Source organism: Spirosoma knui (assembly GCF_054780635.1).
This window is the reverse complement of sequence record NZ_BAAGVY010000016.1, coordinates 35,455-56,757: the sequence shown is the minus strand read 5'-3', so window position 1 is coordinate 56,757 and position 21,303 is coordinate 35,455. Positions and strand designations below refer to the sequence as shown.

Here is a 21,303-nt window from a genome sequence, read left to right as displayed (position 1 = left end):
TAACGTCTTATGCATACTTCCTCCATCGCAGGACAAAGCTCGTTAGAGCCTTATACTATATTAATTGTCGAGGACGAGTATATCATTGCCAACGATTTACAGCTCATACTTGAGCAGAATGGGTATGTTGTGCTTGGTATTGCAACATCAATGCGCAAAGCAATTGATATGATCAGCCAACATCAGCCGAAGTTGGTGTTGTTGGATATTTATCTAAAAGGCCGGGAAACAGGTATTGATTTAGCCCATCAGCTGGAAGAACTAGGCATTCCATTTATTTATATTTCGGCCAATGACAATCCAGGGGTATTAGAGGCCGTAAAAGCTACTCAACCGAGTGGGTACATTGTTAAACCGTTTAGGGAGCAGGATATTTTAACGGCTATTTCGATCAGTCGATACAAACAAGCTCATAGTGTTGAAGTAAAACTTCGGGAGGAAAAATTATTACAAATCGATCTTTCAGAAGCATTATCTCTTTCAGAAAGCTGGACCGATCGACTCACAAAAATTGCCCAGTTGTTTCAACCTTATATTCCCTTTGATTTTTTAACGGTTCGGTACCAACAGCGAGGGAGAAGTTCAAGTTTTCATTATTACCGAGTTGGCTATCAGGAATTTAATGTGCTGACGCTAGAGGATATCCTTCAGTTACCTAGCGATAAACGAACCGGGGAAATTCAGGATCAAATTACCTTCTTTCCTGAACAATTCTCTCGTTTTAACTTTGAGAGTTTTGATGAGTTAAATCGAAAAGATCCTTTTGTTCAAATCTTGGCAAAATCATTTCGTTTGGCAGGTGCTATGGTTGCCCCATTCCAATTGAGTAATGGTGATCGATTTTTGCTTTGCTTTCTAAGTCGAAACCAGGATGCGTTTAAAGTAACTCATCAGGCGCTGCTTGAACGTCTTGAGCAGCCGCTAGTCTTAACGCTTGAACGCGTTCTTGCCTATGAGGAAGTTGCCAGACTAAGTGAAAAACTGAAGCAGGAAAATTCCTATTTACAGCAAGAAGTTCAGAAATTCACTGAATTCGAGGAGATCATTGGCTCCAGTGAGCCATTACAAAATGTGTTCAGGCTGGTTAGTCAGGTCGCTCATATTGATACTACAGTTCTACTTTTAGGAGAAAGTGGAACGGGCAAAGAATTAATAGCCAGAGCAGTTCATCAATCATCTTCGCGTAAAGGGAAACTGTTAATAAAAGTAAATTGTGCTGCGCTTCCGGCCAATCTGATTGAGAGTGAGCTTTTTGGCCATGAAAAAGGGTCGTTTACCGGTGCCTTTGAAAAGCGAATTGGCAAGTTTGAACTGGCTCAAGGTGGGACTTTACTGCTGGATGAAATAGGTGAATTATCACTGGAATTACAGGCTAAACTTTTACGAGTTCTCCAGGAAAAAGAAATAGATCGAATTGGCGGTAAAACACCCATTAAAACGGATGTTCGGGTGATTGCAGCCACGAACCGAAATCTGGAAGATGAAGTACGAGCCGGTCGGTTCCGGTTAGACCTCTATTATCGGTTGTCCACCTATCCAATTATTATTCCTCCGCTCCGAGATCGTTTAACAGACTTGCCTTTATTGGCTACCTACTTCGCCCGAAAAATGGCCCAGAAACAGGGTAAGCCATTTCTTGGCTTTGCCGATAATGTAATGCCTTCCTTACTGAAATATAACTGGCCAGGTAATATTCGGGAGTTGGAAAATGTGATTGAACAAGCCGTGATTCTTAATTCTGGCCAAAGTCCTGTCGAGCTAGGTCGATCCCTTGGTAAATCACTAATGGGCGAACCTCATTCCTACTACCAGCCAACTAGTCAGCCTATGGCAATTCCACAGTCTAGTAGAACTGAAAGTTTGCCTGTTGATTTTGAATCCATGCTAAAGAGCCAACAGGAAGTGGAAAGGAATTATATATTGACCGTTTTACAACAAACTAATGGCCGAATTCGTGGCAGTGGTGGTGCCGCTGAACTGTTGAACCTAAAACCAACCACACTAGAATATCGAATGGAAAAAATGGGGATTCGTAAGGTATTAATCATGAATCCTCCTCCAACCGATTGATACTTTCCATAGAGATTCAACAAGGGCTACAAATGGTAAAGGGTGATTGAATTAGGGATAAATGTATTTTAGTTCTCCTCGGTAAATATCAGGCTAATCAGCACGCCGGTTTCACTTGTTATTGTCAATGAAGCATCCAATTGTTGACTAAATCCTTTTATTAGCGTCATTCCCAGCGTACGGCTTTGCGAAATGTCAAAGCCAGGAGGAAGTCCCACACCGTTGTCAGTAATTATAAGTTCGTAGGTATTTTCAGACAATCGCCTGAGCGTTAGTATAATCGTTCCAGGTGTATCTGCTGGGAATGCATATTTTAAAGAATTGGTGATCGCTTCATTGATGATTAGACCAACAGGTATTGCCTGGGTAACTTCTAAATCGATCGATTCTACGTGTAGCTCAAAAAAATGCTGTTGGTCGAGTTTGTATGAATTACGCAAGTAAACCACGACTTCTTGAATGAAGGCTCCCATGTCAATGCGGGCCATGCCTTCAGACTGATAAAGTTTCTGATGAATCATGGCCATTGTCTGCACCCTGTGTTGACTTTCCCGGATGGCGGTAATAGCTGCACTATCGACCAGGTAACTGGCCTGCGTGTTTAATAAGCTCATGACCACTTGCAGGTTATTTTTCACCCGGTGGTGGATTTCCTTCAATAACCATTCTTTCTCCGTTAGCAATTGTTGTAGGCTACTGTTCTTTTGATCGATTTCCTGCTGTCTTGCCTGAAGTTCGATATGTTGGGTTTGTAAGATTTTTTGTTGATCCAGGAGTTGTTTATGGTTGAGTTGCTTCAAACGATACCGATTATAGCATAAGCCTAATAAGGCTAAAAGTAAAATGCTTCCCAAAATGAACGCATTCCGTTGCGTCTGATGAGACCTGTTTTGAATTGTCAATAGATCTATATTTTTTTCCCGAAGGGCAATCGTTTGCTCCTTCTTTTGAGTTTCGTATTCTATAGTCAGCCGGGCAATCTGCTGGCTTTTTTTTTCATTAAAAATGGAATCGGTTAAAGTCTTAAACTTTTGGAAGTGTTTAATAGCTGCTTTATAATTTCCCTGTGCCGAATCTACTTTGAAACGCATTAATTGGATTTCAAGCTGCTGACTAGGAATGATCCGCTTTTGAGATATGGACAATAGCTGGTGAAGAAATGGATCTGCTTTTTTAAATTGCGCATTATCTACATAAAACTGACTAATTCGTTGCCAGGCAGAGCACTGAAATTGTAAGGCAACCTGTTTACTCCAGGCCACACTAGCGAGGTAATATTGTTCTGCTTTTTTATACTGTTTTAAGGCGCTGTAACAGTCCCCATAACTTTGATTGAGCAGAATATTATCTTCATACGTGACTGATTTAATTTTGCCTGAAATCGTCTGTAAAAATTGTAAGGCTTCCTGAGGCTTACCTAATTTCAGAAAGGTAATTACCATACGAGCAATAAGGCCGACTTGAATGACAAGTTCACCTTTCTGATGGCTAACGGCCAGTGATTTTTGATAATACGCTAAGCTTTTTTCATACTGGTTAAGTCCGAAATAAGCATTTCCTAATCTGAAATAGGCATAATCTAACTCAGCCGATTGCCCATTTTCCTCTTCGGCTTTTACAACCTGAAGTATGTAAAACAATTTTTGATTTAAATCGCCCTTGGCCTGACTTAAATCGGAGAGAAAGTAATTTGTATTGGAAAGATAGCCGTATTCGCCTGGTCGATTGTACACACTTGAAATCGCTAATTTTTGATAGGCTGTTGTTAATGCTCTGAAACCAATGGCATTTTGAATAGCTAGGGATTGAGCAGCCTTTTGATCGGCTCGCCCGGTTTCTCCGCCATCTAATTGGAAGTGCTCAAAACCCATTTCTAATAAAATCAACAGTTCCAGCGCCTTACTCCTGATTTGACGGGATAGCGATAATGCTTTTTCCAGCGCTTTCATATTTTCCCGGCAATCGTCGCAATAGGTAGTTGTTGCCATTCGCAGCCAGATCTTAACTTCTCCCAATCGGTCCCCAGCTATTTGCCGTGCATGGATCAGCTTCATAAAACTGTCCTTCGCTCTTGGCCAATCTTTGTCGAGGATATAGGCGATCCCCATTAAGTTCTGACTCTCCTCCGCCAAAGGCTTATGACCAATTGCATGACAAAGCCGTTCGGCCTGTAGGAAGAAATAAATAGCAGTGTCGCGCTTGGCATAGCGAAGTTGGGTCGGTCGAAGAAATCGTTTCCCCTGCTCAAGGAGTAATCTTATTTTGCTCGAATCACTTAGTTCCTGGGAGATGCGGGCAACTTCACCAGCATTTTGTCGCTCAAGTTGATAGATAGCCTTTAGATATAAAGATTTGTCAATCCCATGGTTGTAGTGGATCGTGCGACTTAAGAGTTCAGCTAATTCATAGAAGTGACGAGCACTGTCCGACAATGCTTTGTCCTTTATTGAGCTACTTAAATAGAATTCACTTAAACGGAGTAATGTCCGTACCTGATTTGTATCGGTTACGGTTTTAGTGACCGATCTGAGAAGTCGATCCACTTCTTCTCTTGAAGCAGAAGATTGAGCCTTACCAAAACTTGCAACTAGGAATAACCATGCTAAAGACAACAGAACACCTCTCGATCCATACGAAGGCATATAATTGGAAGATTATACAAATTAGTCTACTAGATGAACAGACAGAGTTTGGTGTTCAGGTATATACAGGCAAATAGGCCTGCAAGAATCAAGCCTTGACTAGAAACCGCTTTTCTAAGGGATTGAGGGGTGTGTTTGTCAAGGGTTGGTAATGCGCAACAGATTTCGAGAGAATACCGGTTGATGGCCTTATTAGGACTTTAAATAATCGTTTAAGGCTATTTAACTGATGAAATTATACTCTTGAAACGACCCAGGTAGTTTGAGAAAAGGACAATAAAATAAAGAGAATTCTCCGAACTAGACGAGAACCGGCAGGTTTTGAGCCTAATACTTACAAGGCAAAATTGGGCAAATCCAAATTATTGGATATTTCCAAATAACTGTAGGTCGAATAGATATTTTTTATGACTTAAAACTCAACTCTTCGACCAGATTTATGCGCGATCTGGATCTGGCATCCTGGCTCTTGACTGCTACTATTTTAATTCCTATTCGCGGAAAATTTTTATAAGGAATGATTTAGTAAATTGAGAACCTTAGCTTACCTATTATGGACGGAATTATGTAAAGTCTCACATTACTAACATTTTGGAGTTACGCCTATAATTTGGACTTATACGATGGACTAATTCATCGATATCCAAGATGAAATGCGGTTATAAGGTGTTTTAGGAGCATTTTGAATCTTTTCTTCGATGGCACATGCTTTGATTTAGTAAGACCATTTATGTTAGGATAGTCTATTTTTTCATCTCCTATACTAGTGAAGTAGTATTAAATAAATATCAATAGGGAAAGGTTGCCATTGATATCAATCATTTCACCAATTTTTAAGAATTGAAGAATAGTCCAATTTCGGCTAAAACTAAAAACATGAGGAACATTACGGATTGGATATTAATTGTAGAGGACGATGAAGACGATCGATTGATAATTAACCAGGCTTTCGAATCAGTTTGTCCAGATCTTCCTCGCGTATTTGCTGTAGACGGTGAAGAAGCTCAACTTTTCATACAAGCTCCACCTTTTCCCTTATTTGTATTGTCTGATTTAAATATGCCTCGTCGAAACGGTCTGGAGTTGCTTCAGCAATTTCGACTCCAATCCGTTTTTAAAACTATCCCATTCGTAATTTGCACTACTTCATCCTCTGAGGAGGATCGAGATAAATGCTATCATGCTGGCGCCAATGCTTTCGTTTACAAACCGGTTCAATTCAGTCATCTTACGAAATTGGTCCAAAGTTTGGTTAATCTTTGGGCTCCACACTGAGTTAATAGACTTCTACCAATAAAAAAAGGTTCTTCACTGTTTCATATACTTTCATTCGTATCCAGTATAAAGTAACAACGTTGCCGAAATGAGTATAGCGTAATGGTAAGGCTAGGAAATGTACAATTCTCGTACCTCAAATTCACGATAGATTCTTCGCATAAATTTATTGTTAAAGTTAAAGTGTTTATTCCTACCCAATCGTTCAGGAAAACGCTTTGATAACTGGGTGAAACTGGGTCTGGCCAAGAGTTCCGCTAGTGGGTGCTCTTGGTTACTCGGTAAATTTAAGTGGTGTTACTAATCGCCATTCTGACGCCGGATTTTTACGCTCAAACATGATGTTGAAGGCGAACTCTGTATTGTCTTCCTTAACCTCAGTCAGCTTATATACTTCTGGCTGCTCCTGATCAAGCTGCTTGTAAAGGGCGACTTTATACCGGGTACTTCGGATATACTTTTGGTTAAGACGCTGGGCTAATTCCTGGGTAAAGCGTAAGGAGATTGAATGCATGCTTATAATTTGATTTGTATAGGTACAACGAGCGAGAGTGCTGCAAAAGTCTTCCCATGAAAACTGATTCCTCTACGTAAAAATGAACTATAATACTAGTTACTCGTGATAAATCTTAATTATCACAACTAATCTTAATTTTGTTGAAACGAATACGTTTTGATCGAAATTAGTCGAAACGCTGAGCGCTGAACCTCTTATCCCTTTCCAACCCATGAGTGAAACCGACAGGTCTCTCCAAGCCGTAACAATTATTCCAACTCCCGAGCAAAGCTTGTCGCTGAGGGTCGATGAACAAATTCATCAAGAGGCTAGGGAGTATTTACGAGCAGGCCTGCAAGGTTCGGCCAATTCCCACCGAGCCTTTCTGACCGACCTCAAGCAGTACTCAGCCTGGTGCCAGCAGAACGGCTACGAGCCAACACCCTTATCAGCGGTTGCTCTGGTGGAATACGTGACCTACCTGGGACGAACGCGATCCTTCTTTACCATTCAACGCCACCTGGCCACCATCGCCAAACTTCACCGCCAGCACCGAGTGGACTCGCCGACTACCGATGAACAGTTCAAGGTTTTCATGAAAGGCTTTAAGCTCAAAAAGACCGTGCGCCAGAAACAGGCCCCTGACTTTTCCCTCAAACAGCTGCGCCAGGCTTTAGATGGGCTGCCGGCCACGCCAACCGGCCTACGTAACCGGGCCATTCTGCTGCTGGGCTTTACTGGTGCGTTTCGACGCAGTGAACTGGCCGAGTTGAATGTGGAAAACATCCTCATCGATGAGGCCGGGCTGGTCATTCGCCTGGAGCGGTCGAAAACCAATCAATTTGGGGAAGTGGAAGAAAAAGCGGTTTCCTTTGCCAGTGAGGCCGAGTACTGCCCTGTCGGTGCCCTCAAACAATGGCTGGCGCTCCTTCACTGGGAGCAGGGCCCGTTGTTTGTGCGGATTCGGAAAGGGGAACAACTGACCCATCAGCGGCTGTCGGATGAGTGGGTGAATCGACTGGTTCAGCAACATCTAGGCGAACACTTTACTGCTCACTCGCTGAGGGCCAGTTTTGTGACGATTGCCAAAGCGAATGGGGCTGACGATATGGAAGTGATGAACCAGACCAAGCATCGAACGACCACGATGATCCAGCGCTATGACCGGCGTCGCAACATTCGTAAGCATAATGCTTCGGGCAAACTAGGCCTGTAAAGATTATCGTTTTCCGAACGCACGTTTAGAAAATGTAAATTAACTAAAGTGACCTTTTATGCACAGTTAGGCAGATGATAAAATAGCTAAGTTTTTGCTTTTAGTTACTTATTCAAAAAGTGGGAGTAGACTCGTAAAGACCAAGTCCGTCTGGCTATTTATCTATGCCGGCGGCAATGCGTAATGCCCGTTGCACATCTTCTCAGTAGTAACCGCTGTCATAGCCAGTAGCTAGGCGATCACAGATCGTCAGAACATCATTAGCAGCATCGAAGCGCAGCTTTTCGGGAGCTGGTTGAGAGGGGAGTTGATCAGATACGGCTTGTATGCCAAAAACAGACAGTAGTAGAGACTACGAAAAACCCCACAGGTATGACCAGTGGGGCTGAAATAACGTACCAGTTTTAAAACGTCTGTCTAAGCGCTTTATTGTGTACCTCGAAACACCAGAGGCCTTATTTAGCACTTTATTTCTACAAGCTCGTTGGCTAACCGGGCACGAAGAAAACCCCAGCTCAACCCATCACACCCACTTGTTGCAAGAGACCAACCGTATCCATGATGATCCGGCTTTCAGAAAATAAGTTGTTTTTAACTACATCAATCACCACGCCCCACACTTCAACTCGTTTATGGGTGGCCGGTATGCCCATGAAATCCCCCTGATGGGTACCCGTCCAGCTAAATCGGGTAACCACCTTTTCCCCTTCGGCAATTTGCTCATGTACCGTCCAAGCCATGTCGGGAAATCCGATAAACATGGAATTAAGGGCAAATTTCAACCCTTCCCGGCCCGGTCCCTGGCCAGGAAAGGGCAGCTGTTCAATAAAATCTTCGGCGACCATCTTATCCGCTGCCGCCAAATTTTTCTGATTGATGACTTCTTCAATAAAGGCAGTCATAAACTGTTTGTTTTCTTCCAGACTCATAGTAATGGACTTGTTGATTGCTTGCGATCGGTCGAAATATAGGCCAATTCCTTTACTTGATTCCTATTGGTCGACCGTTTAGCGGGTTTATGGGGAACACCGAGCGGTTTACGGCGCGTAGCTCCTGAGGCTATATAGGGCACAGCCTAACAAACAGTGCAAATTCCCGACTTGTACCCAATAGATAAAATTTACGAACTTAATCTATGGCGTACTTACAGAAGTACTGTGCCAATAATTTGAATATTTTACAGCGGTATTTGGTCTCACAAACTCAGCTAAAATGGGAGACTTTTGGTTTGATTGGTGAGCTAACATTTTGAGACTTCATCTTAACTAGATTATCCTTTCAAAGCCAATCACCACCTCCATCGCCTAAAAGGGGCGATAAAGGAGACGGGCAACCAGTAAGAACCAAGCGGAAAAAGGTTAAGTGAAGTTGTGACCAATACACATACGCTGAGTGCCTTTTTATACTGTTTGCCAGTTAGTAGGAATAGCAGCTGTCCTCCAAACGGCATCACTTAACTACGCCCATAATTTTATGGATACCCTCTTCAATCGTTACGTTCAGACTCTTTCCAATCCAGTCCTGGAGATCAATGCCCCCGGCTTCACTACTTGTTGGGCTTGTTCCTTTACCGAGCACAGGACCCTCTAAAATGCGAACTGGAACCCGGCAAACAAACCCCGCATTGGTCTGGATGAAAAGGTAATTGAAAATAATCGTCATAGTGGGTAGGGGTTATTGGACTGAACAGACACTGGCTTTATAGTATGTAGTGAGTAGCTAAAATTCACCCAACTTGTGAAGGGGTATGGTAAGGGGCTACTAAAACGAAAAGGCTTTCTGTTAATTCGATCCGTTTTTTCTTGTAATACAGCAGAAGGTTGGCTGCCTTAGTATGCCTGCTTAGCACTACTTCTGAAGTTTCAGTTGACGAAAAGAAGGAAATCTCGTCAAACAACTCAGTGATAAACACATCGCATTGAGTAATTAAGGCTTCTAACAATTGCTTGTCGCGGACAAACTTGTTAAATTGGAATAACATCGCTTCTGAATCAGCCATTGTGATAGAGTTTATTCAAGTAGGGATTAAGTGTAGTTTTGCTTGTGGGCTATCTACCCAGCTAGTTTAGATCAAACACACCCTCAATCATCACCAAGATCTGAGTTGGGTTCTCGTCACAGAAAAAATCCCCTTGTACGGTAAAAACTTGGCTACCACCAGTCGATTTGGCAATCCTGACAATGTGATTCACATTAACCAAATAGTTATCGATGCCCCCATACTGGGACGAACGCCTTAGTTTGATAAATGGACTCATCGTATAAGAAAATTATTTATTGTTGACTAGCCAACGAAGTGGATAACGAGAGAACAATTGTAGTAACAATGAGGGCATAAAAAACCATCAATACTTTTTTATGCCCTCATTGTTACTTCCTATCTTGCCCGATTATAGGGGTTGATCTATTATTGAAAGCTCTTAGCCTGAGAACAGGTGTGCTATGCCTAAACTGACTCTACTCGCGAAATGTCAGATCCCGCTCTCGAACTAAGTCATTCGTCTCGGCAAACTCGAGCAACACACCGTAGTCTTCTTTCGAGCCAATGACGCCACCCCCTTCTTCAGCTGGATTGATGAAGACACACCGGCACCGGCGCTGGCCAAACGCATTCCTCCCAAAATCGAAATGAGCTATTTTGGGAGGATCATACACCACTTTTCCTAAAACTACTATCTGTCCTTTTCGCATCGTGTTGGGGTTTGAATGCCTCGACGGCTGACTAGTCCAGGGCGGGTGGCTGTCAGTAGACGCACCCGTCCAGCCCTCAATACCGACCTAGTAGCTGGAGCCTTTCTTCGCTTTTTTACTTAAGCTTGCCTGCTTGATGGCCCAGGCTTTGGCCTTCAGGGATTGGTGTAATGCTCGATCCCTGGGCAAAAAGGTGGTGCTGCGGTTCAGTGCGTTCTCAACGGCTAGCCAGTAGCCCGAATCAGACGTCTCGGGTATTTCTGAATAAACAGGTGGATTCATGACTGATTGCGTTAACGATCGGTTGGAAACAAACTAAGTTCAGGGAGGTATCCAGGAAAGCCCCAGGCCACTTGAAACCGCTGATCGATTCTAGCAACACCTCACGTTAGCCCAAATCGATCAGCGGTTTTTATCAGGCTGTTTATTTCTTCTTGGCTTTGGGTAGCAGACCCAAGACCGTTGGGCTGGCTAGGGGCTGCTGCTCGTACTTGGGAATTTTCGCCACGCCATGCTCCTTTGGCGCTTTGGTCGCGGCTTTCTTGTCGTTCCTGTTTTTTTTATCCTGATTAGCCATACAATAGAATTTAGAGGTTAATGCTCGTTCAAAGGGCCGTCATGACGGGGCCGGACTGCTGGGTTATTCGATGGCTAAGCCCCGAATATAATACTCCTGGCCCTTTGGCCCCTGGCGAAGATCGGCCAGCACATCTTTGCCCTGCCAGCTCACCGGATCAACCCCGTTGATCAGCAGGCTGCCCCGCATTAAGTGTAGTTCCGGTCCTCCTTTGATGACACTCATGATGTTGATGAGCACTTTGGGGATGACTACCTGATCGGTGACGGTGAAGAGTTCATTGAAATTGATTCGCATACGCTTGGTTGATTAAAAGATACTGCATTAGTATATAGGCGATGATAGTGGATAGACGAGTAAATCCAACAGTTGAGCGGGACTGGCCCAGGCTAGCCCAACCGTTTAGCGACTTGAGTTCGAATCGGGTCGTGAAATTAGGTAATGCCCGGCTTCCAGATAAGCGCGCATCAGATGCCGAAAGAAATAGATCCGATCCTGACCGATGAAAAAAGCTAGTTCATTCGGATGGGGACAGCAATACCATAAACCATTGGGAAAGTGGCCGCTACCTTTACCACGTACGTAGTTTAGATGGGGTGCCAAGACCAGCAAGTCCTGCTGCCGAAAAGGCGACGTGGTCGTGATCAGGAAGCTGCCCTGTCGCATCCGCTCTAACAGGCTGGTGATGTCCTCCCCCGAGGCACTGACCTCCTGGGTAAAGGTAATCCGTTGGCCAGCTTGTGCCGATTGGCGCAACAGATCGCTGACCGAGCGGATTAGTCTAAACCAGTGTATCTGACTTTGGCGACTAAAGGGGGTTGATGGCATAAATACCTTAGAGACAAACAGGCGAGCTAGCGTCTCCAGATGCGCAATGAGCTGCGGTTTCGTCCAAGCAGCGTCCGGGTAGTCGATCATCGATGGCGACATTTGACTGCCGGTTAGCACGCACGCAGCAAGGCTGTTAGTAACTCAACATGCGTAATCACCAAATGATTACGGAGCTGGACTTTATTTAGTCAGAATCAGGCCTTTTGTTCGGTAACGGACCTGCACGGCAGGAAACCTAGGGTTTACCCGCTGATTAGACCCACATCCGTTGGATGGATTGGGGATATACGACTGGTAAACCGGCGGTAGCCATCTGAACAAATTAAATCGTTTTGCGCTGGCCACCGTTCTGCTTTAAACTCTGTTGATATGGCACACGAAGAAAAAGGAAACAAAAACACCAAAAAGCCAGCCACCAAAGCGCCTAAGGTACAGGGTGTCCCCAGAATCCCCAAGTACGAGCAGACCGAATCCGGCATCAAACCGCCGGACCTGGCTCGTAAAGCGAAAAAATGATAAGTGGTTAACCGGGGTTTAGGTAAGTCGTTTAAAAGAGTACAGGGTTCTGTTGACACGGAATAAGCTGAGTCCTGAACTACGATCCTGGCTCACATTTTACTAGCTTACGCTGGCTGCCAATTACGGCGGTACGAAAAGGGGGAGTAACACATAATGCTACTCCCCCTTTTTCGTACCCTATCACTGAGGTAAGGTGTCCTGGTTAGCCTCCCTTATAAACGCTGAGCAGCCGGTTTGTCTAATGCCTTCATTGGCTCCTCAACCGACTTATCAATACGTATGGTAAACGGAACTTCCTTTGAGTCATCCAGCAGCCGTTTGCTGACCACAGGCACCAACTGGCTTTGCCCATGAACGTTAACGGCGGTCCAGTGCATGGCATCAAGGGATCGATTGGCTCCTTTCTGAGCTTCCGTGACTACCGGTTGATTGGTTTGTATTTCTTCGCCTAGCCGGTGAGCGTCCTGGCTGGCCTCTGGCTCCGTTGCAGGCCCAAGGCTATAGCTTTGCGCCCAGGAGTGGGTTGAGACAAATGTGAATGCAACTAAAAATAATACAAAAAATCTTGACTGTGTTTTCATAACGATGTCCACCAGTAGAGGTCGGATATAGAAGCAACGGAAGGAATAAAGATATAGTTGCAGTGACCTCATAATTAATAAATTGCACCAATATTTCTATAAAATGGCAGGATCGTCATCGTTCATAGTATCCTTATACATATTCAGCTTTTCTTGTTAGTCTCTGATGTTTTCAATGGGAAAAGTGCAATTTTATTGATTAAAAGTCTATTATCCTAACCGCATAAGAGCCTACTTTGAATACCTGTTCATTGACTAATTATTAATCAGTAGTTTTTGGCCAGTTAATGACTGCTGACTGATCAAACCGATCGCCCAACCGCTTAGCCGCAGCTGCGAGACCTTCCCGTTAATCGCTAATCGACGGGAAGTATATCCCATTTCATTGGAGAGGAGGATACATTGGGCATGTTCCGCACGACTGGGATTACTTCCCTTATAGGAGAGCATCAAAAAGTGTGGGGCAATCGATTCTTTGATAACTTGAGTAGGATCTAAAATCCTTGACGGCCCCACCTCGACATGAAAGCGAAAAATGTAGTCCAGCCGGCAACCCTTGACCCCAGAAGTGCAGTCTATCACTTGAAGGTACATATTCTGAATATTTCGCCAATGATCTACCGGCGCTTTATCGTTGACGGCAATACCCATATTGCCGAGCTACATCATTTGATACAGATGATAATGGGCTGGCAAAACCAGCATTTACACGTTTTTCATATCTGGGGAGTTGATTATGGAATTGCCTATGCTGGAGGTACCTATTATCGGGATGATCTTATTGAGATTTTTATTGGAAATTTAGGGTTGAGGGCTGGGGATCAATTTTTCTATGTTTATGATTTTGGCGATTACTGAAAACACGAAATTCGTGTCGAAAAGGTTGAGAATACCAGACCCGGGTATCGCCACCCGATTTGTACAGCTAGGCGAAGGGCATGTCCTCCGGAAGATGTCGGCGGGCCCTAAGCCTATCAGGCTGCTTTGATAGGTCAGTTCAGTTGGATTCAGGAAACCTTGTCAAACGTCTTCGAAAGTATCGAGAACGGGCAGGTTCCAGACCTTGACTTGGATAATGCGCCTTGGTGGTATCTTACGCATCGTAGTGAAGTGTTCGACAAGAAAAAAATGAACCGGGCCTTAGCCAAACTGTATCAAAAAAAGGGTGACGGTAAATTCTGGAAGACCTTGGGCGGTTACGATGCTTATTTTGATGAGTAAGGACAACACTTTCTGTATCAACATAACCAGATGGTTTAGTTGATACAGGCTGCGTACATTTAGCCTATGCAACAGGCCGTCATCTTCGTTCGGGTATCTAAAAAAGAACAGGACTACCACCGACAATTGGAAGACCTTCGCGCTGTTGCTCAAAACCAATCGGTACACGTCGTAGCTGAGGTTTCGGAAAAGATCAGCGGTGTCCGCACCAACCAGGAGCGGGGTGGGATACAGGAGTTGTTACAATTGTGTCGGCTGGGAGCCGTTCAGAAAGTGTTAGTTTGTGAGGTGTCCCGCCTGGGCCGGTCAACGGTCGAAGTCTTGCAAGTTGTGGACGAATTAACCCGACTCAACGTCAGTATTTACGTCCATAACTTCGGTATTGAGACGCTCAAAAATGGTAAGCGGAATCCGGTCGCTCAATTTATGTTTACCTTACTAGCTGAATTTGCCCGCCTAGAGCGGGAAACACTTCGGGAACGGATTCTATCAGGCATGGAAGAAGCCCGTCGGCAAGGCAAGAAAATTGGTCGGCCTGATGGGACAGTAGAAGAAAAAGCGACCTTTTTGAAAAAGTACGGTTCAGTAGCCCACAACCTACGCGCGGGCCTGAGTGTGCGCAAAACGGCTAAACTGTGCTAAGTGGCTGTCAACACCGTCCGCAAAGTAAAAGCACTTCTTTAACTCTTTCCTTTTTTGCCATGATCCTCAAACTGCAACTAGTGGCTTGCCCGTCGGACGAGCAGCCGCCTGCAACGGAAGCTATTTTTACCCTGAATCGGGACGAATTGACCTTAGGCAATCTGGGGCTAACGCTGGCTGAGTCCAAAGACTTGCTCAAAACGGTTCAGCAAAAGCTGATTGATACGCAGATTGCCAGCTATTTGCATGCTCATACACCCGTCAATTTACGTAAGAAAGGCACTTACCCCATTCGGCTAAAAACCTTGTTCGGCGATGTCACAGTCGATAGTCCTCGCTTCTATCGCCCATCCGAGGGAACCGGAGCCAAAACGTTTAGTCCCCTCAAAGATGTCTTCAGTCAGCACGTGACCCCTGAGCGGCTGTATTTGGAGACCAAATGGGCTAGCCTGATTCCCTATCAGAAAACCGCTGACCTGCTCAAAGAGGTGCTTCCAATGGATCAAAAACTCAATGCCACTACGATTCAGCACCATCTTCATGCCGTAGTGGAAGAGCAGGAAAAACAAATGGCTTCTGAAGCTACGTTTTTCAACAGTTGCTGTCAATTGGAACGGGAAGCGTTGCCACCTCCTGACCGCCCTCTGGTGGTGGGTATTGACGGTGGCTATGTTCGTCACTGGCACAAAAAAGCAAGTTTTGAAATCATTACAGGTAAGAGTATACCCGATGAAAAACCAGCTAAGTGCTTCGGCTTTGTGCAGGATTATGACACCAAACCCCGACGACGCGTGTTTGAGGTGCTGCGATCACAGGGACTACAAGCCAACCAATCGGTTGAATTCTTTACGGATGGTGCGCCGACGCTTCGCTCATTAACGGCTTATCTAAATCCCGAATCCACTCATATTCTGGACTGGTTTCACCTGACGATGCGAATTACTGTACTTCAGCAGTATGCCTTGGGCCTAACTATAGCGGATGAAAAACGGGGAAAGGAAGTAGCCGAAACGCTCACCAGCATTAAGTGGCATCTGTGGCATGGCAACACAGAACGGGCTTTGGAAAAATTGACAACCTTGATGTACCCCTGGCCAATCACAGAGCGGATAAGTTGATTGGCCACAAATACGACAAGCTGAAAGTGTTGACCCGTTACCTGTATGATTTCAGCACGTATGTGCGTCAAAATTCAGCCTCTATCGTCGACTATTCCGAGCGGCACCGTTATGGGGAACGCGTCTCGACTGGCTTTGTGGAGTCGACGGTTAATCAGGTGATTGCCAAACGCTTTGTGAAGCATCAGCAGATGTAATGGAGTAAGAAGGGCGCGCATCTGCTGTTACAGGCTCGCACGAAGGTTCTGAATGAGGAGTGGGATGAATGTTTCCGAACCCGCTTTCCCAGTTTTCGACCACCGGCTACTGTGGCTGTCCCGATAGCGGCTTGACCCTACTTACCCCACACTTTTTGATGCTCTCCTACATATAACAAGCCCGGCGTTGGTAGCGCCGGGCTGTTGGTTTGAGAAGGGAGCTTCATATTTTTTTACGGCTTTACTACCTTCACGCTTTGGCGCTGAGCGGGAGTACCATTCCCCGCTTCGCTAACGATCTGCAACAGATATAAGCCTGAGCCTTGTCGCTGCATATCCCAGTCAATCAGTTGTTGAGCATCTGCCTGCTGCCAACGCTGCTGACGAATGGGCTTACCACTCAGATCAACCAGTTCGACTTGCAATACACGGCCCTCAACACCGCGCACTACTGCCCGAAGTCGATCCTGCTGAATCGGGTTCGGGGCTAGCTCTACTTGCAAAGGCGTTTCCAGCTGGACTACTTCTCTGGCCCGACAACTCGCATCTACCGTCAAGCGATAGGGGCCGTAAATGGTCACTGTACCCGCCTGATCGGTCGTTTTTAGATAGAAATTACCTTGCGTATTGGTTTGAGCATTGATTAGGGTCAGGCTACTCGTCGCTGTTCCTCTGAACAGTTGGGGCGTCTCCATGAGCTTGGGTGTGGTCAGGCTATTCTTGAACCACTCGTACTTGACCGGAGCGCCACTCACGGCAACGCTAATCACCGCTGTACCTCCTCTGCATACAGTGGGGTTACTGCCGCCTGTTACCGTTGTTGACGCAATTGATGAACAGCCGTTGCTACCAGTTATCGTTACCGAGTAGACACCCGCCGTAGTTACCCTAGCCGTGTTAGAGGTACCCTGCTGAGCGGCCCCATTGCTAAAGCTATAGCTATAGGTATCGCTGGGGGTAGTGGTAGCTGTAAGAGTTACGCTGGCGTTGGTAAAAGATAAGGGACCTGAATTGGTCAAGGTGATACTAGATACGCTGGTGTTGCCTGCTACGGTGGTAGTTTGCACGGCCGCACACCCATTGGTGCCTGTTGCAGTCACCGAGTAGGTACCCGGTCGGCTGACGCTCACCGTTGACCCATTAGCGCTAAAGCCTTCCGGTCCGGCAACGCTATAGGTGACCCCTTCAGTTGTACTGCCTGCAAGTAGATTGACACTGGTTTGGGAGCAGGTCAGCGTGCCGCTACTGCTCAACGTGACGTTCTGGGGAGCTACCGTGTTGCTAAATACCTCCGTTATGGCCGTAGCGGTACACCCATTAACGCCCGTTACAGTCACCGAATACGTACCGCTGGCGGTCACCGAAGCGGTAGCAGTGGTACCGCTCTGCGCGAAAGAAGAGGGACCCGCGAAGGTGTAGCGGCTCTGCTGGGCGGGCTTGGCCGTCAAGGTCACGCTGGGATTGGCACAGGTGATGGTGGCCGAACTGGTCAGGTTGGCCTCAGGAGCTACCGTGTTACTAGCGACTTCTGTAGTAGCCGTAGCCGTGCAACCATTCGCGCCAGTCACAGTGAGGGAATAAAGACCCTCTACCGTGGCCATCGCCATGGAGCCTCCATTCTGGCCCGTAACGCCTGGTCCGGCATAGCTATAGCTGAGCGGACCCGTGGTGCTACTGGTAACACTGAGGGTGACACTAGTTTGCGCGCAGCTCAGCGGCCCGTTGTTGGTCAAGCTCACGTTCTGGGGAGCGGTGGTGTTACTTTCTACGGTGGTGGTGGCTACCGTTGAACAGCCGTTGGCCGATGTAACGGTGAGGGAGTAGAGACCACCTGCCGTTATAAGAGCTGTTGCAGAAGCACCACTCTGATTGAGTCCGGGGCCGGAAAAGACGTAACTGCTCTGGTCGGCGGGCGTAGCCGTTAGCGTCACGGTGGGGTTAGCACAGGTGACCGTACCCGAGCTGGCTAGGTTAGCCTCAGGAGCCGTGGTGTTACTTTCCACCGTGGTGGTGGCCGTAGCCGTACACCCGTTAGGCCCGGCTACCGTCACCGTGTAGGTACCGGGCCCGTTAGCTGTGGCGCTAGCGGTTCCGTCTTGGGTGAGGGCAAAGGGACCAGCGAAGCTAAAGCTTAATGAGCCGGTGGTGCTGCTGGCTGCGGTAAGTAACACGGTTGGCTTAGCGCAGGTGATTGCTCCGTCATTCACTAACGTTACGTTCTGGGGAGCCGAGGTGTTGCCCTCTACCACCGCTGACACCGAAGCTGTGCAGCCATTTGGAGCCCTCACGGTCACTAAGTAAGTGCCTGATTCATTGGCCGAAGCAACGGAGCTTCCAGTCTGGCTCGTAACACCAGGCCCGCTAAAGGTGTAGCTCAGTGTACCGGTAGTGCTGCTCGAAGCAGTCAGACTGACCGAGGTCTTGGCGCAGGTTAGGGGACCATCGTTGGTTAAGCTAAGGTTCTGGGGAGCCGTCGTGTTACTCAAGACCTGCGTCGTGGCGGCAGCGGTACAGCCATTTGGATTCGTCACCGTCACCGAGTAAGGGCCTTCCACATTTGCTAGCGCAATCGAGGAGGAAGCTGTCTGGCTGGTTACGCCCGGACCATTAAACAGGTAACTGCTCCCCTCTATTCCACCATTCGCTGCGAGTTGAACGCTGGTTTTGATACAAGTAAGCGGCCCATCGTTTAGTAAGGTTACGTTTTCGGGAGCAGCCGTGTTACGGGTGACCTGGGTGACTAGGCTGGCCGAACAGCCGTTGACTCCGGTGACTACCAGGGTATACGCACCCGACTGGCTGATGGTGGTGCTGCTGGCATTGACGAGTTGATTGGTTGGACCACTAATGACAAAGCTGACGTTACCGGTGCTGCTACTGGCGCTGAGCACCGCCGTTGGCTGGGCGCAGGTCAGTACGTTGCTTACGCTTAAATCAATACCCTGGGGTGAGACGGTGTTGCTGACCACTTCGGTGGTGGTGCTGGTCACGCAACCGTTGCTCCCCGTCACGGTAAGACTATAGATGCCGGGGAGCGTTACCGTGGCGGTAGCTCCATTGGCCTGAGTGAAGCCATCGGGTCCCGAAAAGGCAAACGTTACGCCGGGAGTCGTGCTGGCTGCCTGTAACTGGACGCTCGCTTGCGCGCAGGTGAGCGTACTACTGGCATTTAAGGTAACATCTCCAGGCAGAGCCGTGTTACTGGCCACCGTTGTTGTCTGAACCGCTGAACAGCCGTTGGCACCCGTAGCGGTGACGGAGTAAAGGCCTGATGCGTTAACGATCGCCGTGCCTGATTGAGGGTCCGAACTCACCAGACCCGGCCCCGAGAAGCGGTAGTTATTGCCTCCCTCCGCCGTCAGGGTCAGGCTGGTCTGCGTGCAGGTGAGCGTTCCCGAGCTTACTAAGTTAATGGTCGGGGATGCGACGGTCAAGACGAAATTTCGGGACTGAGCAGAGCCGCCAGACCCGGTAGCGATGACAAAGTAACAACCCGCATCCTCGACGGTTACACTGCTCAGCGATAAGGTGGATGTCGTTTGACCGGCTACCGGGGACGACGAATTGGTTTTGTACCATTGATAGGTCAGGGTACCAGGCCCTTCAGCGGTTACCGAAACGCTGACCGCACCCCCCGGACAAATCGTACTACTTGAAGCGGGTTCTCCGGTAATAACGGTGGGTGGTAACGGATTCGGAAACGCAGTATAACTGGCGATGAACGCGTCCCGGTCCCCTTTGGTTTGTAGTGAATTGGTAGCGGGGGAAGGATCGAAATCGATGGTCAATTGACCTGAATCCGTAGAAAGTCGCTGAAAAGCACCGACTACGGTGGCTTCCGAAGAGCTTCCTGGGGCGATACCACTCCCATAATCAAAATTCTTGGCCCCAAAATTTAGGGCGGCTAAATAACTCCCCGTAGAGCTAAGCTTAAGGGCAAACACATCGGCACTGCCGGACATAGACGTAAAATTAGTTTGCGCTGCCGGATCGGGGTTCAAATCGGCGGTCCCGCTAAAACTGCCCGTTAGATAAACTCCTTCATTTGCGTCAAGGGCAATGCTCCCTGAGGCGTCATCGGTGGTCCCACCAATCTGTTTGGCCCAGCGGAAGTTGCCCGAAGCATCCAGCTTCCAGACATAGATATCGGACAGACCCGCACTTGTTAAGTTGGTTGCAGAACAGGGATTAGGATCAAAGTCTAAAGTGCCTCTGAAGTGCCCTGTAGCATACACGCCAGTATTAGTAGCTGCAATCCCGTTTCCCGTCGTAAGTAAGACAAAGGCAGTAGACGCGCCGCTTGTTGCCTTTGCCCATTGGTAAACGCCAGCTGCGCTTAATTTCAGGATGAACGCGTCCTGCAGCGAAGTGGAGGTGACATTGGCGGTGCTCGTGGGCGATAGATCAAAATCGAGTGTACCCTGAAAAAAACCCGTCAAATACACCGAAGAGGCATCGGGTGATAAGGCAATGCCCGACGACGCCTCGCCACTTCCCACGACACTATTGCCGAACGTCCCCGCCCAGTTTGTGCTCCCATCCGCGTTCAGCTTAAGCACGAAAACGTCGTTTGTAGGCGCCGCATTCCTGAATTCACCGGTACCGAAATTGATAACTCCTGTCCCCGTAGAAGGCCCCGTAAAGCTCCCGGTAACATAGATACCCATTCCGGCTCCATCGACGGCAATGGCTTTTCCTTCTTCTTGGGTCGTACCTCCGCCCCCTTGTCTGACCCCTCCATAGCTTTTGACCCACACATAATTACCATCCGTGTTGAGCTTAAGCACAAAGATGTCATTGCCACCCGTGGTCGGCAAACTATTTATTACGTTCTGATCAGGGTTAAAGTCGGTTGGGCCACTGTAAGACCCCGTTGTGTAGACGTTACCGGCATTATCGACGGCGATAGCCGTAGTCTGGTTCGAGCCTGAATTGGTGGTAATTCGTTTGGCCCAAAGCGTTGTGCCCGTTGGGCCTATTTTGCAGATGAACGCGTTTGAGCTTGACGTACCCGGTAATATAAACCCGTCGCCAAAGTCAATTGAGGTTCGATAGTAACCCGTTACGTAGCTATTACCCCCCTGATCTTTTGCTATGGCTACCGCCCGATCGTCTAACGAGCTACCGGCAAGCTTGGCATAGTTAAAGGTCTGGGCAGTTGCCGTTGACAGAGCTAGTATACAAAGAACAAGCAGTCCTAAATAGGTAAAAGTTTTATTCATACGCC

20 protein-coding genes and 1 pseudogene are annotated in these 21,303 nt (G+C 47.2%); 9 read left to right on the top strand and 12 right to left on the bottom strand.

Translation table 11 applies throughout. The features are described from left to right. Positions 1-9 precede the first annotated feature (9 nt). On the top strand, positions 10-2,070 hold the full coding sequence (locus ACYVIY_RS25300) for a sigma 54-interacting transcriptional regulator (protein WP_460979318.1): 2,061 nt from the start codon (positions 10-12) through the stop codon (positions 2,068-2,070). Positions 2,071-2,138: 68 nt separating this feature from the next. Here ACYVIY_RS25300 and ACYVIY_RS25295 read toward each other — a convergent pair whose 3' ends face one another. Next, entirely contained in the window at positions 2,139-4,712 is a 2,574-nt protein-coding gene (locus ACYVIY_RS25295) for a tetratricopeptide repeat-containing sensor histidine kinase (RefSeq protein WP_460979317.1), read from the bottom strand. Between the two features lie 876 nt (positions 4,713-5,588). Here ACYVIY_RS25295 and ACYVIY_RS25290 point away from each other — a divergent pair. Continuing rightward, positions 5,589-5,987: a response regulator gene (locus tag ACYVIY_RS25290; protein WP_460979316.1), complete on the top strand. Its 399-nt coding sequence runs from the start codon at positions 5,589-5,591 to the stop codon at positions 5,985-5,987. Between the two features lie 274 nt (positions 5,988-6,261). Here ACYVIY_RS25290 and ACYVIY_RS25285 read toward each other — a convergent pair whose 3' ends face one another. Next, positions 6,262-6,501 (bottom strand): hypothetical protein, encoded by a 240-nt coding sequence (locus tag ACYVIY_RS25285; RefSeq protein ID WP_460979315.1) that lies wholly within the window; start codon positions 6,499-6,501, stop codon positions 6,262-6,264. Positions 6,502-6,715: 214 nt separating this feature from the next. On the opposite strand from ACYVIY_RS25285, the gene ACYVIY_RS25280 reads away from it, so the two are divergent. After that, positions 6,716-7,699, top strand: a complete 984-nt coding sequence (locus ACYVIY_RS25280; RefSeq protein ID WP_460979314.1) for a site-specific integrase — start codon at positions 6,716-6,718, stop codon at positions 7,697-7,699. 515 nt (positions 7,700-8,214) lie between these two features. Here ACYVIY_RS25280 and ACYVIY_RS25275 read toward each other — a convergent pair. The 8 genes from ACYVIY_RS25275 to ACYVIY_RS25240 form a co-directional block, all read right to left on the bottom strand. Beyond that, positions 8,215-8,628 (bottom strand): ester cyclase, encoded by a 414-nt coding sequence (locus ACYVIY_RS25275; RefSeq protein WP_460979312.1) that lies wholly within the window; start codon positions 8,626-8,628, stop codon positions 8,215-8,217. Positions 8,629-9,148: 520 nt separating this feature from the next. Continuing rightward, positions 9,149-9,361, bottom strand: coding sequence for a hypothetical protein (locus ACYVIY_RS25270; RefSeq protein ID WP_460979311.1), 213 nt, complete (start codon positions 9,359-9,361; stop codon positions 9,149-9,151). A 64-nt stretch (positions 9,362-9,425) separates the two neighbouring features. Then, a complete protein-coding gene (locus tag ACYVIY_RS25265) occupies positions 9,426-9,698 on the bottom strand; it encodes a hypothetical protein (RefSeq protein WP_460979310.1) in 273 nt (90 codons plus the stop codon). A 458-nt stretch (positions 9,699-10,156) separates the two neighbouring features. Next, positions 10,157-10,390: a hypothetical protein gene (locus ACYVIY_RS25260; protein ID WP_460979309.1), complete on the bottom strand. Its 234-nt coding sequence runs from the start codon at positions 10,388-10,390 to the stop codon at positions 10,157-10,159. Positions 10,391-10,477: 87 nt separating this feature from the next. Then, the gene (locus tag ACYVIY_RS25255) at positions 10,478-10,672 is read right to left on the bottom strand and encodes a hypothetical protein (RefSeq protein WP_460979308.1); all 195 of its coding nucleotides are present in this window, start codon (positions 10,670-10,672) and stop codon (positions 10,478-10,480) included. A 142-nt stretch (positions 10,673-10,814) separates the two neighbouring features. Beyond that, entirely contained in the window at positions 10,815-10,967 is a 153-nt protein-coding gene (locus ACYVIY_RS25250; protein WP_460979307.1) for a hypothetical protein, read from the bottom strand. Positions 10,968-11,030: 63 nt separating this feature from the next. Then, positions 11,031-11,264: a hypothetical protein gene (locus tag ACYVIY_RS25245; RefSeq protein ID WP_460979306.1), complete on the bottom strand. Its 234-nt coding sequence runs from the start codon at positions 11,262-11,264 to the stop codon at positions 11,031-11,033. Positions 11,265-11,369: 105 nt separating this feature from the next. Further along, positions 11,370-11,897 (bottom strand): hypothetical protein, encoded by a 528-nt coding sequence (locus tag ACYVIY_RS25240; protein ID WP_460979305.1) that lies wholly within the window; start codon positions 11,895-11,897, stop codon positions 11,370-11,372. A 270-nt stretch (positions 11,898-12,167) separates the two neighbouring features. Here ACYVIY_RS25240 and ACYVIY_RS25235 point away from each other — a divergent pair, with 270 nt between their 5' ends. Next, positions 12,168-12,314 carry a hypothetical protein gene (locus tag ACYVIY_RS25235; protein ID WP_460979304.1) on the top strand — a complete coding sequence of 49 codons (147 nt, stop codon included), beginning with the start codon at positions 12,168-12,170 and terminating at the stop codon, positions 12,312-12,314. Positions 12,315-12,529: 215 nt separating this feature from the next. On the opposite strand, the gene ACYVIY_RS25230 is transcribed toward ACYVIY_RS25235, so the two are convergent. Further along, positions 12,530-12,898, bottom strand: a complete 369-nt coding sequence (locus ACYVIY_RS25230) for a hypothetical protein (protein WP_460979303.1) — start codon at positions 12,896-12,898, stop codon at positions 12,530-12,532. Between the two features lie 522 nt (positions 12,899-13,420). On the opposite strand from ACYVIY_RS25230, the pseudogene ACYVIY_RS25225 reads away from it, so the two are divergent. The 5 genes and pseudogenes from ACYVIY_RS25225 to ACYVIY_RS25205 all read left to right on the top strand — a co-directional run bounded on the left by ACYVIY_RS25225 (position 13,421) and on the right by ACYVIY_RS25205 (position 16,076). Next, positions 13,421-13,867: pseudogene (locus tag ACYVIY_RS25225) on the top strand (plasmid pRiA4b ORF-3 family protein). A 48-nt stretch (positions 13,868-13,915) separates the two neighbouring features. Further along, a complete protein-coding gene (locus ACYVIY_RS25220; RefSeq protein ID WP_460979302.1) occupies positions 13,916-14,119 on the top strand; it encodes a hypothetical protein in 204 nt (67 codons plus the stop codon). 66 nt (positions 14,120-14,185) lie between these two features. Next, positions 14,186-14,761 carry a recombinase family protein gene (locus tag ACYVIY_RS25215; protein WP_460979300.1) on the top strand — a complete coding sequence of 192 codons (576 nt, stop codon included), beginning with the start codon at positions 14,186-14,188 and terminating at the stop codon, positions 14,759-14,761. Between the two features lie 59 nt (positions 14,762-14,820). Then, a complete protein-coding gene (locus tag ACYVIY_RS25210; RefSeq protein ID WP_460979298.1) occupies positions 14,821-15,879 on the top strand; it encodes an ISKra4 family transposase in 1,059 nt (352 codons plus the stop codon). Next, positions 15,876-16,076 carry a hypothetical protein gene (locus ACYVIY_RS25205; RefSeq protein ID WP_460979297.1) on the top strand — a complete coding sequence of 67 codons (201 nt, stop codon included), beginning with the start codon at positions 15,876-15,878 and terminating at the stop codon, positions 16,074-16,076. The genes ACYVIY_RS25210 and ACYVIY_RS25205 overlap by 4 nt, the downstream gene beginning before the upstream one ends. A gap of 233 nt (positions 16,077-16,309) precedes the next feature. Here the strand turns inward: ACYVIY_RS25205 and ACYVIY_RS25200 are convergent, their stop codons facing one another. After that, positions 16,310-21,298: an immunoglobulin domain-containing protein gene (locus ACYVIY_RS25200; protein ID WP_460979295.1), complete on the bottom strand. Its 4,989-nt coding sequence runs from the start codon at positions 21,296-21,298 to the stop codon at positions 16,310-16,312. Between the last annotated feature and the right edge of the window lie 5 nt (positions 21,299-21,303).